Here is a 14,656-nt window from a genome sequence, read left to right on the forward strand (position 1 = left end):
GCGGGTAGAGGATTCGAACCTCTGTAGCTTTCGCGACGGATTTACAGTGTGCGCCGCATCCGGGGTGTCATACCGGCCCTGACCAGGCGCTTCTTCTCAGTCAGGTCGACATCGCCGGGGTTGTTCCCGTGATGTTCCCGTGGCGGGAACACTCACCCCAGCGCGTCCCCGATGCGGTTGTTCACCCCGTCCTCTCCCCCGTCGAGGCAGTTCGCGTAGACCCGCAGCAGGACCGCGACGCTGTGCCCGAGCCGCCGGGCGACCTCGGTAGCCGGCACACCCGCGTTCAGCCAGAGCGAAGCGGCAGCGTGACGCAGGTCGTACGGACGGCGAGCCAGCGGAGATGCCACCTGGGCGGAGGTGAACGCCTGGACCCGGGCGAGCTTCCACCACCGGTCATAGACCGACTCCGACAGCGGCCCGCCGTGCAGGCCCCGGAACAGCCGGCCGTCCGGTGCCGTGTCGTGCTTCGCGACGTGCTTGTGCAGCAGCGCGACGAGTTGCGGCGGGATCGGCACCGGGCGGGTATCGGTGCGTGCCCGATGCTTGAGCCCGCGCCGCTCGTGCGCCTGGCCGTCGTCCGTCCAGGCGGTACCGGACCGGGGGGCGGTCTCGGCGAGGATGATGCGCCCCCACCCGTATTCGATCTTCTCGTGTCGGCAGGCGCCGACGGGTGCGGCGGTCACATCGGGAAGGTCAGCATCACAGTCGATGCAGCGGCCAGGCAGCACGCAGTCAGCGCGGCGAAGGTCGGCCGCCTCCGACGGACGGGTACCGGCGTAGTAAAGGCAACCGAAGAAGGCGGTGAGCCGTGAGGCCCGGTTGCCGAGTCCCTCCAGCGCTTCGAGAAGCGAGGCGACCTGAACCGGGTTGGCGACCACCCGACGATCGATCGCCGTGGCGACCTCGGGCGCGGTCCACTGAATCCGGTCGATCGGGTTGGCGTCGAGGTAGCCAAGCTCGACCGCGTACCCGATCGCGTTGTAGAAGATCGCCCGCTTGCGACGAATCGTGCTGGCAGCAGCGGCCTTGCCGTCGAGCCGAACGCAGAGACCATCCAGGACCCGACGGACCTTCGCCACGTCTTCCAGCTCGACCACGGGCAGCGACGCCTGTTCCAGCCAGGTCAGGGCCTCAGCCTGGGCAGACGACGGTTCGTCCGACCACCGGCGCGGATTCAGCGCGTAGTTATATAGAGCCTCGCGCAGCACGTCGTTAGCCGGCCGCCCACGCCGACCCGGACGGGTCAGCAGCAGCGTCACATCGGTCAAAGCCTCCACCGTGCCACGACGCGACTTCGCGGCGAGCCGGGGCCACTTGCGTTCCATGTAAGCGCGAACGTGCCCATACCACGTAGTGGCGTTTCGGGCGCGCACCTCAGCCAGTGGCCGACCAGTCTCCGTGTCGAACGGTTGACCGTCGTTGGCCGCCTTGACCAGCTCGGATCGGAACGAGTTGGCAAGCGCCTTCTTCTGGAACAGCTCCTCGAACGGCTTGGACGCACCCTCCACGGTCCAGCGAACCCGGTACCAAGTCTTTCCCCGGATGGCGCGCTTACCGATCTCCCAGATCCGAACCTCGAAGCTCTTCACGCGGCCTCGCTCTCCAGATCGGTCAACCACGCCTCCAGCACCGAGCGGCGTACGCGCAGCTCACCGTTGGGAAGCTTGAAGACACGCGGAGCCCTGCCGGTCTGACGCCACAGGTACCAAGTCGATCGAGGCACCCGCAGTTCCTCCAGCACTTCAGGCACGGTCAGCAGGCTGTCACCGGCACCCATCGCGATCAGTCCTTTCTTGTCTGTCGTGCTGATCGGATGCGGTCCCCGATCGCGGTGGCGAGTTCGAGTTGTTCGCGGGTGTCGTAGCCGATGCCGAGGATCTGCCAGTCGTTGACGACCAGGACGTCGGTGTCTTCGGGCAGCCCGGCCTCGGTGAGCGCCGCTTGGAGCTGGTGGGCGCGGCGTTCGGCCCGCAGGTTCTTGAAGGTGGTGCTGTAGATGCGGGACTTGGTGAGGAAGTGGCCTCGGAAGCCGAGCATGTGTGCCCAGTGGCGGAGCTTGAGGTCGGCGTACTGGTCGAGTCCGCCGAGGTTCCAGGCGGTCTGGATCATGGCTCGGTGGTGAGCGGACACCCGCAGTTGATTGATGTGCATCTGAGAGCGGATGCGCCGGTCTCCGGTTTCGGTGGCGCCGGTGCCCTTGGTGGCGTACTTGGCGACGTAGCCGGCGAGCCGGGCGTCACTGACGACCTGGTCCCCGTCGTCGTCGCCGTCGTTGATGTCGATGTCGGTGGTGGTGATGTCCTTGACGTCGACCTGGGCGCCCCAACCGAGGGGCAGCGCCGTGCCGTCGGGACGGGCGCTGTCGACCCGGACGGAGGAAGCCGCGGTGCGTACCGCGTCGGCCAACACGTCGGGGGTGAGCCATACCGGGGGCGACGAATCCGGACCGGACGGGCCGTCAGCGCGAACCACCGCGTGGAAGTGGACCAGGCCCCGCCGTTGGTACTCGGCAACTTTGGCGTAGGAGATCCGCAGGTGTGCCCCGGATGCCCGGACGGTGAGGCCGCCAGCGGCAGCGACCGCCCGGCGTAGCGCGATGGTGAACCGGTGCCAGAGTTGGCCGCTGTGTGCCTGCCACAGGACCGCGCCGGTGTAGTCGTAGGTGTCGGGGTCGATCGGGCTGCCAAGGAGCGGATGCCCGTCCGGGTGCCAGCGACCGCAGCCACAGGGGCGTTTGCCGGGCCGGTTGTGGACCGGGCCGAAGGACGGTGCGGTGAGGGTGACGAACAGACGCGTGGATGCCGCCACGGTGGCGGGGATGCCCTTGCCGCCGGCCATGCCCGCGTGGATGAGGTGCCAGGCGTCGGCGGCGTACCGGTCGGCGCAGGTCGGGCAGACGGCCGCCCGACGGGTACCGCAGGAGGCCCAGACCCGACCGGACCGGGAGGCGATCAGTTGGCCGGTGGCCGCGTGCTGGGCCTCCCACTTGCCGATCAGGCGGACCGGCTGGAGGCAGCCCTTGACGCTTTCGACGCCGGCCCGCCATTCCTTGTAGGCGGGAGTACGCATCCACTGGGCGAGCGCTGCCTCACCGTCGTATGCCAGACGGTCAGGTGGTGACATGGGGGTTTCCCTCCGAAGACGGGCCTGCCGTGCCCCGGAGCAGGAGCACGGCAGGCCAGAGCGAGCGAGAGAAGGTCGTCAGGCGGTGACCGGGGTGAGCCGGTCGACTACCCGTGTTGCGATCGACAGCGGCAGGCGGGTGGCGCGTTGGATGTCGACGGCCGTCACCGGGGCGATGGAGTCCGCGACGAGTTGCCGGATCTGTGCCTGCATAGCGACCGGGATGCCGAGCCCATCCAGTTCCACCGACGCGGCCGGGGTTTCCACCCGAGCAGCCGGGGCCTCGACCACGGCGGCCGGTGGCGGGGGTAGGAAGACCGTCGGGGCTTCCACTGGGGCGGCCGGGGGCGGGGGCGCGAAGACCGTCGGGGCTTTGACCGGGGTGGTCGGGGCCGGCGGGGTGGTTTCGGGCTTGCTCGTCTCGGGGTTGGTCAGGGTGATGGCCCGGCGTGCCTGGGTGCAGCGCGCCTGGACGACCGGCATGACCTCGGCCAGGAAGAACACCAGGACCGGGACCATGATGTGCGCGGCGAGCATGCCCGCGCTGATACCGCCGTCGCGGGGGAACAGTGCCGGTACGACGTTCATGACCAGGGTGGAGCCGAGCAGGAACCGCTTGAGCCAGTCGACCGCCCGGGAGTCGATGTCGATCCCCCGGGCGATCATCGCGGCTTCCCAGCGCAGGACCGTGATGAGGATCCCGACCAGACATGGCTCGACTCCCCAGCAGCCCCACCAGACCGGATCGGCCGGGGTGAGGTGCCCGGCGAGGAAGTCCTGAACGCCGGTCGTGGTGAAGACCGAGCCGATTGCCAGGAACAGCCACAGCGACCGGGTGACGCTCACCCGAAGCCGCTCGATCTCCACGATGTCCAGCGCGGTGTCCTGCTCCAGGTCGTGAAGCTGCCGCGCCACATCGAGGCGGCGGGACAGCTTGCGGACCGGTCGGGGCTGCTTGGCCATGTTGGTCACGCCTTCCCCGCGTGGGCCAGTTCCGACACCGGCCAACCGGCGACCCGGACCAGCTCGGCGATGTCGGTGTCGTCGCAGTACGCCGCCCGCACGCGCATCGGGGTTCGGGACCGCTGCTTGACGACGAAGCCGATACCGGCCGACTCGGGCACGTTCGGGATCTCGTCAGCGAGGGCACCGCGCCGGCGCATGTCATCACCGAGGACCATGTCGACGTGCCCCGCCGTGGTGGCCCGCAGGCATACCCGCAGGGAGAACAGGTCCCGCTGCGGGATGACGTCCTTGGTCGGTTCCTGGAGAGCGCCGATCACGCTGCCGCCCAGCGCGCGGGCCTGGGACAGGATCAGTGGAAGAGCCGCCTGGGCGCCGCGGGTCAGCGACCGGTCCCCGTAGCCGGTCACCGCGCCCAGCTCGTCGATGACCAGGACGTCGAGCGGGGTTTCCCGCGACATGCGGAAGGTCCGCCGGCCCTGCTCCGCCAAGACCTGCTTGCGTTCCTGCATGGTGGTCCAGAAGCCCTGGATGACCTCCACGATGTCCCCGTCGGACTCCGCGTACCGGTGTGACACCGGCCGCAGAGCGTTGAGTTCGGTTCCCTTGGGGTTGACCACGTGCAGGCGGACCAGGCCGTCACGGATCAGCGGCGCGCAGGCCCGAAGCGCCATCCAGGTGACCGAGTTCTTCCCCGAACCGGTCGCACCCGAGACCATCCAGTGCTGCCCGACCAGCGGCGCGAACCAGTCGTCACCGTGCTCGGTCTCCCCGAGGAAGACGCGAGACAGGTCGACGGCGTCGGAGTCGGCCGGGATGTCCGGCGGGACGATCACCTGGGTGAACGGCTCGCTGCGCTGGACGATCAGGGCGATCACCTGCGGGCGTACCCGCTCGACTCCGACCCGTTCCGCCTTCAGTGCCACGGCCAGGGCGTCGGCGGCCTCCTCCCACTGCTTCGGCGTCTGCCCCAGCAGCAGCCGGACGTAGACCGTCTCGGTCGACGGGGAGTGGCTACGGACCCGGATGATCCGGGGAACGTTCACCATCCCCGTGGTCCGGTGCACCGTGATCAGGTTGCACGCCTCCGTGACCCGGCTCCACCACGGCCCGAGGTAGGTCCGCGACAGCCACCGGCGACGCACCGCCCGCAGCCGGGGAGCCGCCATCCGCGACCACGAGTCCGGGTGCCCCCGGTACCAACCCACGCCGGCCGCCACCGCACCCGCCAGCACACCACCGGTGGTCACCGGTCCGAACTGGACGGACGCCGCAGTCAGAGCGGCGGGCACCGCCACGAAGCCCGGGTGCCGCGCGGCCCAACCCGCTACCCGCCATTCCCACCCCTGAGTACGCTTACCCATCTCCCGCACCTACCCTCACTAATGGAGTTGTTTAATTCGTCGTGTCGTGTTTTTGAGAAAGGCAAGGCCCGGATCGGATTAGTGATCCGGGCCTTACCGTTTGAATGTCTGTCAGCGCGTGGCGTTGAACAACTGCTTCGCGCGACTGGTCGCCTTCTCCGCTTCGCGCGTCTCTTCCAGCCACGGGCCGGCCTCTTCGAGCAGGACCAGGAGCACCGCCACCGACCGGCGAAGTTCGTCGTAGTGGCGCATGTACCGCTGCCGCTCCGGCATTCCCTTCATCGACCCGCGCATCAGCCGCATGGCCTTGTCGATCCCGTCATAGGTATCGGTCACCTGGTAAGACATCAACCCACCTTCCAAGGCTTCGCGACCAAATCGGCCTCGAACGTCTTCACCCGCACGTGGAACGCCCGCAGCGTCTCCACCGCCTGCTTGTGCGCGTCCTCCAGGTCCTCGATCCGAGCCGTGTACAGGTACAGCGTTCCCGGCGGCGGCTCACAGGACTTGATCAGGCTCTTCGCCCCGTCCAGCAGCATCGCCAAGCCCTGGACGTTGCCCATCAGCGCCTCGTACCGACTCCGGCCCGTCAACGACTTCACGACCTCCGGAACCAGATCCATAACTCCCCTTCCGTTCTCCTCCGTGCGGCTTGCTCGCCGTCATCGGTGAGCACCACCCACCCCCGGAACGAAAGACCCGAAGGGCGGATAGAAACCACCGACCGGCGACTACTCCCGACCGGACAACCGCCACACACGCCGCCACCGCCGAGTTTCACGACGGATCAGACCCACGTTGATCGAAACCGAAATCAGCAAGAGCCCCGAAACAATCAGGTCGAAATTCGACACAAGAATCTCCTTTCAATTCTTGATGAATTCTCAATCGCAGATCAAAGCGAATCAAAAAGGCATCTTCAGGCAAGGTTGTATCCACTGTGGAATTCTCAACGAACAATCTGCCGAGGATCCGACCGCATGGGCCGCATTGCCACCGGCATAAGCGCCCCGACCCGACTCGAACGGGTCACCCACCAGAAAAGGGGCGGGGCCGAAGACTTCTACGCGGCCAGAGACACCCTGGCCCGGCCGTCCACACCGGACACATGGCTGGTGGGTCGGGCCTGGTCACGACGGCGACCGGTGTCGCTGCCGGCGGCCGGTGGCACAGCGGTGGTGATCGCGGTGACCGTCCGGTTCGCCCGAGCCGCGTACATGGCGGCATCGGCAGCGCTCAGCCACGCACCGATCGAGTGGCCAGGACCGGCCAGGGTGGCGCCGATGGTGGCACCGACCGCGAGGCTTCCACCCTCGTACGACGCCGGAGTGGTGACGCGAGCATGGATACGCGGCAGCCAGCCCGCGAGCCACCCGTCAGCGTCAGCGCCACCAGACGCGGGACCGGTGGTGACGATGGCGAACTCGTCCCCGCCGAGTCGAGCAGCGATCCCCGCAGGTCCCGCGATCCCCCGAAGCCGCGCCGCAACCACGGTCAGGATGTGATCCCCCGCGTCGTGACCGTGCCGATCGTTGACCGCCTTGAAACCGACGAGGTCGACCAGGGCGACGACGACCGGCCGCCCCGCCTGGTAAGCAGTGGCGATGAACCGGTCAGCCGCCTGAGTCAGCCCAGCCCGGTTCGCGATCCCGGTAAGCGGATCAGTGGCAGCCGCCCGCCGAGTCGCAGCGAGTTCGGCCCGAAGAGAGCGGCGCGCCGTGAGGTAGCCGGCGGTACCGGCCAGCGCGACGACAGCGGCGGTAATCGAGTGGCGCCGGAGGGGAGACACACCAAATCCTTTCGTCACTGTGCGTAACCGTGTTTGGGCATGTGGAACCGCGCCGGGAGACCCGACGCCGTGGCGCCTATCAGATGTAGAGCGAGGAGTGAGGCCAGCACACGGGCCGAACCTCTCGGGGCGTAGCGACCTCACCCCTCGCAAGCAGGAATGCCGCTCAGCGAGCGGTCTTGAGCCCCTGCGCCTTCCAGGTCAGACCCGACCGCCCGTCCCGCTCCCAGTGCGACACCGTCGGCCCGATCAGCTCCACCAACTCCCCCTCCTCGACCTGGCCCGGGTCCATGGTCAGGGTGATCTTCAGCTCCTCACCCTTGCCCCGGTAGCCGTCCTCGGTCGCGACCGGCTTCGCGAACACCGCCACCGTGAACAGCGGGTCACTCGTGCCGTACGCCGTACTCACCCTCCCCTCCTGATCCGTCTTCACCGACGGCTCCTCCACCACCCGCAGCTTGTAGCCGGACAGGTTCACAGGGATGTTCCGCATGTCGCCTCGTTCTCCTTTGCTGCTCATGCTTGTGTCGTTCGCGCCCGATCGGGCACTTAAGCTCCTGACCAACCTCGCTGCCCGATGTAACAGAGCGGATCAGCTTGGAACAGAGGCTAACAGTTTGATTCAGTCTGCGTCAACAGATACAATCAGTTTCACGAAAAAGGCCCGTGACCTGCGGAAACACCGCCGTGCGGAGTTGGCTCGAACCCGACGCCCGCAGGCCATGCGAGACGAGGAGCCCGATGACCACCCAGCCGGACCCACGGGACGAGTTGCAGCGGGGAACGAGTGCGCTCGTCATCGCCCAGACCATCCGGAACGACATTCAGTCCGGCCGGTTGGCCCACGGGCGGCAACTGCCTGGCACCAGGGCTCTTGCTGAGTCCTGGAACACCAGCGTCGCCACAATCAATCGAGCGATGGGGATCCTTGCCGAGGAAGGGCTAGTCATAAACCGTGCCCGGTCGAGTCGGATCGTCCACAACCCTGCTGGCGCCCCGAGCAAGGCAGGTCCCCGGATAATCCTTATTGGAGGCTATCCCGGCTCAGGGAAGACGGAACTTGGCCGCATTATCGCTCGCCAAACGGGCTGGGCAATTCTCGACAAGGACACTACAACTCGGCCGGTGGTTGAAGCGGCGCTAGAGCGTCTGGGGCAATCCCCACATGATCGGGAGTCAGAAACCTACTTGACGGCTATCCGACCTGCCGAGTACGAAGCCCTGATTGCCGCTCTGACCGAGAATTTGCAGTGCGGGGTATCGGTCATCGTGACAGCGCCTTTCGTTAAAGAACTCCGCGACGAAGCATGGTGTGACCGGTTGGCAGCCACAGTGACGACCCATGGCGGAACCCTCCAAGTCATCTGGGTGCGATGCGACCCTGACACCATGCACACCTACATCCGTCGCCGTGGCGCTGCCCGAGACGATTACAAGCTTGCGCACTGGACCAAGTATGTAAAGGGCCTCGAATTCGTGTTCGAGCCGAGAATTCCGTACGTAAGTGTCGACAACTCCGCAGGCGCCAGGCCACTACAGGAGCAGGCAAAAGGTTTGCTAAGCGAGATGGCTGTGGCGTGAGAAGGGGGCTGATCCTCTATGGTGCGCCCGCTACCGGCAAGGACACGGTTACCGCCGAACTCGTTAACCGAGAGCCCCGCCTGGAGCACTTTAGGCGATTGAAGCTCGGCCGTGGGAGGACCAGCGGCTATCGAATGATCGATCCGCGCCAGGCTAATGACCTGCGTCGCAGAGTGGACGCGATTCTTTGGGAAAACAGCCGATACGGCGCAACGTACCTTGTCGATCGCCCTGGGCTTGAACAGGTATGGGATGCGAATCGAGTACCGGTTATACATCTAGGCCAGGTCGAAGCCGTCGAAGCAATAACCGGCGATAGGGGAACCGGGGCGGCATGGACCGTTGTCGAGCTGTACTGCCGACCTGCCGTACTCCGTGACCGTATCCGGTTTCGGGCCACTGGGGACGAAGAGCAACGATTTGCGGTCATCGAGCAGACGCCTCGTTTGCCCAACGCGGACATCAGGATCGACACCGAGTCTGTCACCGCAGCCGTAGCAGCAACGATGATTGCTCAGCACATGCGGATTTATTTGTAGCCTCGCCTGAACTGGCGTCGCTATGGCTAAAGCGTAGTGTGTTCAAACTTTCTTTACTTGGTCAAGGGCGGGCCTTCGGCCCGCCGCCGTGACGCGCCGGGGCGCGCGTGCGGCCTGGCGGCCGGTCACGCCCCGGCGCACGGCACGACATGGGATGGCCGGACACCGCCGCCGCACCACCGAGAAGGCGCCCAGGAGGCACGTAGGCGCCCGAACACCGGCCCGGCCACCACCGGGGCAGGGTCCGAAGCGGGCCGACGGGCGCGACCGGCAAGCCCCAAGCATGGGGGCGGCGTCCGCGTGAGCATCGAGCTTCCGACCCCCACGCCTGCCCCGAACCGAGCCCGGTTAAGTCAAGATCTGTCACCGGCGAAGGAGGGGTGTCCGCCGTACCCGGCCGCCGTCGCTCTTCGCCAGGCCGTACCTCGTCACGGTCTAGGGCGAAGGCACAGCAACGGCCGCCGCCGGGGGAAGGCCGTACTGCGGTAACAGTGCCCGCCGGCAGTTGCCCGGCAAACCCCAAGATCGGCGTTCCCGTCATGTTCCCGTGGAGGCCGGTAGAGCGCTGGAACCGGGTGGACTGCACTGGACCCAACGAGAACGGCCCTGTGTCAGCGTTTCCGCTGCTCACAGGGCCGTTGTCGCACCTGGTGGCGGGTAGAGGATTCGAACCTCTGTAGCTTTCGCGACGGATTTACAGTCCGCTCCCATTGGCCGCTCGGGCAACCCGCCTGGGCGTGCCGCCGTGGTTCATGCGGCAGCGGAAGCAAGGATAGCGGTACCACCCGCCCCCCACGCAACCGGGTACGGTCGGCATGTCGCAGCACTGACGAACGGTCCAAAACACCTTCATATCGCCACACCGCAGGAGCATGATCATGGCAGCGAACCCGTCGTTCGACATCGTCAGCAAGGTCGACCGGCAGGAGATCGACAACGCCCTCCGACAGACCGAGAAAGAGCTCTCCACACGCTTCGACTTCCGGGGGACCGGGGCGGAGATCAACTGGTCCGGCGAGGAGGCGATCAGCCTCCAGGCCGAGACGGAGGACCGGGTCAAGGCCGCCCTCGACGTCTTCAAGGACAAGCTGGTGAAGCGCAACATCTCGCTCAAGGCGCTGGACGCCGGCGACCCTCGGGCGTCCGGCAAGACCTACCGGATCGACGCGAAGGTCATCCAGGGCATCGACTCGGACAAGGCGAAGGCGATCAGCAAGAAGATCCGGGAGGAGGGCCCGAAGGGCGTCCAGGCACAGATCCAGGGCGACCAACTCCGGGTGACCGGCAAGAAGAAGGACGACCTGCAGGCCGTCATCACCCTGCTCAAGGCCGAGGACTTCGGCGTCGCCCTCCAGTTCACCAACTACCGCTAACGCGTACGGCAACCGTCGCCCGTCCGGCCGCCGAGGCTGGACGGGCGACGGTTTCGCATGACCAGGGTCACACCGAGTCGGGCGCGAGTTTCTGCTCGAGCCGGGCGACCGCCAGCGCGTCGGCACGGGCGATCGACCCGGCCGGCAGCGCCGCGACAACGGCGGCGAACGCGACCGCCGTACCGGCGAAGACGAACGCCCACGGCACTCCGCCGCGCTGGTCGACGATCAGGCCGGCGACCGAGCCACCCACCGCGCTCGCCGCGACGGCGGTGGTGACGACCCAGGTGTACGCCTCGTTGAGCATGCCTCCGGGCGAGATCCGGCCCACCATCGTGTTCTCCAGGGTGAGCGCCGGTGCGATCACCGCGCCGCCGATGACCAGTGCGACGCCCAGCGCGATCGGATCGGGCATGACGGCGAAGACCAGGAAGCTGGCGGCTACCGCCGCGAGCAGCCAGGCGAACTGGCGGGCCATCCGCCGGGCCGGTCGCCGGGTGCCGAACCAGATGCCGCCGGCGGCACTGCCGACGCCCCAGACGGCCAGCAGCACGCCGGCGAGGCTCTCCGCGTCACCGGCGCTGTGCGAGGTCGCGTACGCCGGCACGGTGACTCCGGCGGCGCCGAACGCGATGCCCAGCCCGCCGACGCAGAGCAGCAGGGCCGGAAAGCCGGTCACCCGGAGCGGACCGAGCCCGCGGGCGTGGGCGTGGGCCGGGTGCGGCCGCCAGCCGCGCATCGCCCGACCGAGTGCGACCACGATCGTGCCGACCAGCGTCACCACCGCCGACCCGACCAGCGCGGCGGCGGCGTCGGCGAACAGCACGAAGGCGGCCACCAGGAGCGGCCCGAGCACGAAGACCACCTCGAAGAGCGAGGTCTCGGCCGCCAGCGCCGTGTTACGCAGGTGGTAGCGGCCGGAACCGGGTTCGGTGTGGTCGTTCCAGGCACCGCGGATGGCGGCGCTCAACGGCGGGTACGTGGCGCCGGCCACCGCCGCGGCGGTGTAGATGGCGGTCAGCGCGTCGGCGCCGACCCCGCTGGCGATCAGCAGACCGACCAGTGCCAGCGGGTGGGCGGCCGCGGTGACCAGCAGCACCGGGGTGGGGCCGACCCGGTCGGCGATCCGGCCGGCGATCGGGCTCAGCGCGGCCCCGGCGAGGGCGTAGATGCCGCCGGCGACGGCGGCGAGCGCGTAGCTGCCGGTGACGTCCTCGACGACCAGCAGGAGGGCGAGCGGGGTGATACCGATTCCGAGACGGGCCAGCACGCCGGCGGTCAGCAGCAGCGGCGCGCCCGGAATCCGCCACACTTCCACGTACTGACGCAACGCGGCCACAGCCGTCGCCCCCTCCGCGGTGTAACGAGTGAAAACCCCCGCGACCCTAACGTGAGGGTCGCGGGGGCGGGAGAGGATTACCGGTGATCGCCGTCTCAGCGCTGGTAGCGCACCGGGCCGACGGACTGGGCCGCCATCCGCTCCAGCCGGCTCACCCGCTCCGCCATCGGCGGGTGGGTGGAGAACAGGCCGGCCAGGCCGCCGCCGCGCAGCGGGTTGTCGATCATGAGGTGAGCGGTGCTGGCGAGCTGACCCTGCGGCGGGAGCGGGATCCGCTGCGTACCAGCATGGATCTTGCGTAGTGCGCTGGCCAGCGCGAGCGGGTCGCCGGTAAGGCGGGCGCCGGACGCGTCGGCCTGGTATTCGCGGTTCCGGCTGATCGCCAACTGGATCACCGTCGCGGCCAGCGGGCCCAGGATCAGCATCATCAGCAGGACCGCCGGGTTCGGCGAGTCCTCGTCGTTGCCGCCGAGCGGCAGGAACAATGCCAGGTTGGCCAGCGTGGTGATGATGCCGGCGAGGCCGGCGGCCACGCTGGAGATCAGGATGTCCCGGTTGTAGACGTGGGACAGTTCGTGGCCGATGACCCCGCGCAGCTCCCGGTAGTCGAGGATCTGGGTGATGCCGTGGGTGACGGCGACGGCGGCGTTACGCGGGTTACGGCCGGTGGCGAATGCGTTGGGCTGGGCGGTCGGGCTCACGTAGAGGCGCGGCATCGGCTGGCCGGCCTCGGTCGAGAGCTCCCGCACCATCTGGTAGAGCGCCGGGAACTCGGCCTCGCTCACCGGCCGGGCGTGCATCGCGCGCAGCGCGAGCTTGTCCGACCAGAAGTAGGTGCCGGCGTTCATGGCGAGCGAGACGACCACGGCGATGACCAGACCGGAACTTCCGCCGAACCAGTAGCCGACGCCCAGGATCATCGCGGTGAGCAGGCCCAGAAGGGCGGCTGTCTTGAGTCCGTTGCGGTGGCTGTGCACGATCACTCCTTCGGTGCACGGGTCACGGGAACCCGCTGACCGGTACAACACCGAACTACCCAGCAACCATCCGGCTTATCACTGTGAGTTACCTGAAAGTAGGTTGGTCAGAGCTGGACGGCATCGAGGATCGTCTGCGGCGCGAACCCGACGACCACCGCGACCGCGGTCGCGCCGCCCAGTGCGAGCCCGACGGACCACGGCACCCGCCGGGCGGTTCCGGCGACGTCGCCAGCGGCGTAGAGGGTGCCGCAGACACGGAGGTAGTAGGCGAGGCCGACCACCGCGTTGAGTGCCACCACGACGGCCAGCCAGCCGGCGCCACCGTCGAGCAGCGAGCGCACCACGACCACCTTGGCGAACAGCCCGGCCAGGCCGGGCGGCAGCCCGGCGAGCCCGACCAGGGCCAACACGAACGCGGCGGCGACGAAGGGATGCCGGCGACCGGCCCCGCGGTAGGCGGTGATCTCGCCGCCGTCGGCGTCCGCGGGACGCAACGCCACCACCGACGCGAACGCGGCGAGTTCGAGGACGACGAAGAAGACCGCGTACGCGACGGTCGCGGCGACGGCGACCGACAGCGCGTCGGCGTCGCGGCCGGCGACAGCGACGGCCGCCCCTAGCGGAGCCAGGATGTAGCCGGCCTGGGCCACCGAGGACCACGCCAACAGGCGCACCATCCGGGTCTGCCGCAACGCTACGAGGTTACCGACGGTCATCGTCAGTACGGCGAGCACGGCCAGGGCCGGACCGCTGACGGCCAGCCACGGCCCGAGCCCGTCGACGACGACCGCGATCACCGCGACGACCCCGCCGAGCTTCGACGCGGTCGACAGGTAGGCGGCCACCGGCAGCGGCGCCCCGTCGTAGGTGGCCGGCGCCCAGGCGTGCAGCGGCACGGCGGCGACCTTGAACGCCAGGCCGGCGAGCAGCAGCACGACCGCCACCCGCCCGAGCCGGGCCTCGGCACCCGCCTCGAGCGCCGGGGCGGCGGCCAGGGCAGCCAGGTGCAGCGTGCCGCGTACGGCGTAGAGCAGCGCCGCCCCCAGCAGGGTGACCGCCGTCGCCACCACACTGACCAGGAAGAAGGTCATCGCCGCCTCGGCGCTGGCGACGGTCCGGCGGCGCAGGCCGACCAGGATGTAGAGCGGGATGGTGAGGGTCTCCAGCGCCACGATCAGCGTGATCAGGTCGCCGGCCGCGCCGAGGACCACGCCGCCGGTCATCGAGCAGGCGAGCAGGAAGCAGTACTCCCCCGCCGGCACCGCGCCGGCCCGCAGCAGCGGGCCGGACAGCAGCAGTACGCCGAGGGTGAGCACCGCGAAGACGGTGCCGACGAGAGCCCCCCGGCTGGTGGCCAGCCAGGAACAGCCGTCGACGGTGCAGAACGTCTCCCGGTCGGCGCCCCGACCGACCAGCACCGCGCCGACCGCCGTACCGGCGGCGCCGAGCATGGCGACCGCGGCCGTCGCCGCGCGCCGACCGACGAGCAGGTCGGCCAGCAGGACGAGCACGGCGGTGCCGGCCGCGAGGTAGGCGGGCAGCAGCGCGACGTGGTCGATGGTCTGGGTCATATCGCCCCTTCGATCGCGACTGCGGGGCTCC

Annotated in this window: 15 protein-coding genes and 1 tRNA gene; 3 read left to right on the top strand and 13 right to left on the bottom strand. The window is 68.4% G+C overall.

Going from position 1 to position 14,656, the window contains the following annotated elements:
• Positions 1 to 152: 152 nt before the first annotated feature.
• From Prubr_RS07950 to Prubr_RS07990, 9 genes are all read right to left on the bottom strand, one after another.
• The gene (locus tag Prubr_RS07950; protein WP_246568436.1) at positions 153 to 1,592 is read right to left on the bottom strand and encodes a tyrosine-type recombinase/integrase; all 1,440 of its coding nucleotides are present in this window, start codon (positions 1,590 to 1,592) and stop codon (positions 153 to 155) included.
• Positions 1,589 to 1,780 carry a helix-turn-helix transcriptional regulator gene (locus tag Prubr_RS07955; RefSeq protein WP_212823127.1) on the bottom strand — a complete coding sequence of 64 codons (192 nt, stop codon included), beginning with the start codon at positions 1,778 to 1,780 and terminating at the stop codon, positions 1,589 to 1,591. Before Prubr_RS07955 ends, Prubr_RS07950 begins: the two co-directional genes overlap by 4 nt.
• Before the next feature lie 5 nt (positions 1,781 to 1,785).
• Positions 1,786 to 3,072 (bottom strand): replication initiator, encoded by a 1,287-nt coding sequence (locus Prubr_RS07960; protein ID WP_212827721.1) that lies wholly within the window; start codon positions 3,070 to 3,072, stop codon positions 1,786 to 1,788.
• A 132-nt stretch (positions 3,073 to 3,204) separates the two neighbouring features.
• Positions 3,205 to 4,089: a hypothetical protein gene (locus tag Prubr_RS07965; protein ID WP_212823129.1), complete on the bottom strand. Its 885-nt coding sequence runs from the start codon at positions 4,087 to 4,089 to the stop codon at positions 3,205 to 3,207.
• A 5-nt stretch (positions 4,090 to 4,094) separates the two neighbouring features.
• Complete coding sequence (locus tag Prubr_RS07970; protein ID WP_425518038.1) at positions 4,095 to 5,138, bottom strand: FtsK/SpoIIIE domain-containing protein; 1,044 nt, start codon at positions 5,136 to 5,138, stop codon at positions 4,095 to 4,097.
• A 426-nt stretch (positions 5,139 to 5,564) separates the two neighbouring features.
• The gene (locus Prubr_RS07975; RefSeq protein WP_212823154.1) at positions 5,565 to 5,801 is read right to left on the bottom strand and encodes a hypothetical protein; all 237 of its coding nucleotides are present in this window, start codon (positions 5,799 to 5,801) and stop codon (positions 5,565 to 5,567) included.
• Positions 5,801 to 6,076 (bottom strand): hypothetical protein, encoded by a 276-nt coding sequence (locus Prubr_RS07980; protein ID WP_212823156.1) that lies wholly within the window; start codon positions 6,074 to 6,076, stop codon positions 5,801 to 5,803. Before Prubr_RS07980 ends, Prubr_RS07975 begins: the two co-directional genes overlap by 1 nt.
• A gap of 440 nt (positions 6,077 to 6,516) precedes the next feature.
• Positions 6,517 to 7,242, bottom strand: coding sequence for a GGDEF domain-containing protein (locus Prubr_RS07985; protein WP_212823158.1), 726 nt, complete (start codon positions 7,240 to 7,242; stop codon positions 6,517 to 6,519).
• A 166-nt stretch (positions 7,243 to 7,408) separates the two neighbouring features.
• Positions 7,409 to 7,735, bottom strand: coding sequence for a hypothetical protein (locus Prubr_RS07990; RefSeq protein WP_212823160.1), 327 nt, complete (start codon positions 7,733 to 7,735; stop codon positions 7,409 to 7,411).
• Between the two features lie 248 nt (positions 7,736 to 7,983).
• Here Prubr_RS07990 and Prubr_RS07995 point away from each other — a divergent pair, with 248 nt between their 5' ends.
• Together Prubr_RS07995 and Prubr_RS08000 are read left to right on the top strand one after the other, a co-directional pair.
• The gene (locus Prubr_RS07995; RefSeq protein WP_212823162.1) at positions 7,984 to 8,823 is read left to right on the top strand and encodes an AAA family ATPase; all 840 of its coding nucleotides are present in this window, start codon (positions 7,984 to 7,986) and stop codon (positions 8,821 to 8,823) included.
• On the top strand, positions 8,820 to 9,362 hold the full coding sequence (locus tag Prubr_RS08000) for a kinase (RefSeq protein WP_212823164.1): 543 nt from the start codon (positions 8,820 to 8,822) through the stop codon (positions 9,360 to 9,362). The genes Prubr_RS07995 and Prubr_RS08000 overlap by 4 nt, the downstream gene beginning before the upstream one ends.
• Positions 9,363 to 10,010: 648 nt before the next feature.
• Here the strand turns inward: Prubr_RS08000 and Prubr_RS08005 are convergent.
• Positions 10,011 to 10,094: transfer RNA gene (locus Prubr_RS08005), tRNA-Tyr, on the bottom strand.
• Positions 10,095 to 10,240: 146 nt separating this feature from the next.
• Here Prubr_RS08005 and Prubr_RS08010 point away from each other — a divergent pair.
• Positions 10,241 to 10,735, top strand: a complete 495-nt coding sequence (locus tag Prubr_RS08010; RefSeq protein WP_212823166.1) for a YajQ family cyclic di-GMP-binding protein — start codon at positions 10,241 to 10,243, stop codon at positions 10,733 to 10,735.
• A gap of 67 nt (positions 10,736 to 10,802) precedes the next feature.
• Here the strand turns inward: Prubr_RS08010 and Prubr_RS08015 are convergent, their stop codons facing one another.
• The 3 genes from Prubr_RS08015 to Prubr_RS08025 form a co-directional block, all read right to left on the bottom strand.
• On the bottom strand, positions 10,803 to 12,074 hold the full coding sequence (locus Prubr_RS08015) for an MFS transporter (RefSeq protein ID WP_212823174.1): 1,272 nt from the start codon (positions 12,072 to 12,074) through the stop codon (positions 10,803 to 10,805).
• Between the two features lie 95 nt (positions 12,075 to 12,169).
• Positions 12,170 to 13,051: a zinc metalloprotease HtpX gene (gene htpX / locus Prubr_RS08020; protein WP_212823176.1), complete on the bottom strand. Its 882-nt coding sequence runs from the start codon at positions 13,049 to 13,051 to the stop codon at positions 12,170 to 12,172.
• Positions 13,052 to 13,158: 107 nt separating this feature from the next.
• Positions 13,159 to 14,625 (bottom strand): NADH-quinone oxidoreductase subunit N, encoded by a 1,467-nt coding sequence (locus tag Prubr_RS08025; protein WP_212823178.1) that lies wholly within the window; start codon positions 14,623 to 14,625, stop codon positions 13,159 to 13,161.
• Positions 14,626 to 14,656 lie beyond the last annotated feature (31 nt).

It is taken from the genome of Polymorphospora rubra (assembly GCF_018324255.1).
In the GTDB taxonomy this organism is placed as follows: Bacteria; Actinomycetota; Actinomycetes; order Mycobacteriales; family Micromonosporaceae; genus Polymorphospora; species Polymorphospora rubra.

Excerpts from the sequence above, each read along its gene's own strand:
- Prubr_RS07990 (WP_212823160.1), bottom strand. The coding sequence starts at position 7,735 with ATGCGGAACATCCCTGTGAACCTGTCCGGCTACAAGCTGCGGGTGGTG.
- Prubr_RS07960 (WP_212827721.1), bottom strand. The coding sequence starts at position 3,072 with ATGCGTACTCCCGCCTACAAGGAATGGCGGGCCGGCGTCGAAAGCGTC.
- Prubr_RS08010 (WP_212823166.1), top strand. The coding sequence starts at position 10,241 with ATGGCAGCGAACCCGTCGTTCGACATCGTCAGCAAGGTCGACCGGCAG.
- Prubr_RS07980 (WP_212823156.1), bottom strand. The coding sequence starts at position 6,076 with ATGGATCTGGTTCCGGAGGTCGTGAAGTCGTTGACGGGCCGGAGTCGG.
- Prubr_RS07955 (WP_212823127.1), bottom strand. The coding sequence starts at position 1,780 with ATGGGTGCCGGTGACAGCCTGCTGACCGTGCCTGAAGTGCTGGAGGAA.
- Prubr_RS07995 (WP_212823162.1), top strand. The coding sequence starts at position 7,984 with ATGACCACCCAGCCGGACCCACGGGACGAGTTGCAGCGGGGAACGAGT.
- Prubr_RS08025 (WP_212823178.1), bottom strand. The coding sequence starts at position 14,625 with ATGACCCAGACCATCGACCACGTCGCGCTGCTGCCCGCCTACCTCGCG.
- Prubr_RS07975 (WP_212823154.1), bottom strand. The coding sequence starts at position 5,801 with ATGTCTTACCAGGTGACCGATACCTATGACGGGATCGACAAGGCCATG.
- Prubr_RS07970 (WP_425518038.1), bottom strand. The coding sequence starts at position 5,138 with ATGGTGAACGTTCCCCGGATCATCCGGGTCCGTAGCCACTCCCCGTCG.
- Prubr_RS07965 (WP_212823129.1), bottom strand. The coding sequence starts at position 4,089 with ATGGCCAAGCAGCCCCGACCGGTCCGCAAGCTGTCCCGCCGCCTCGAT.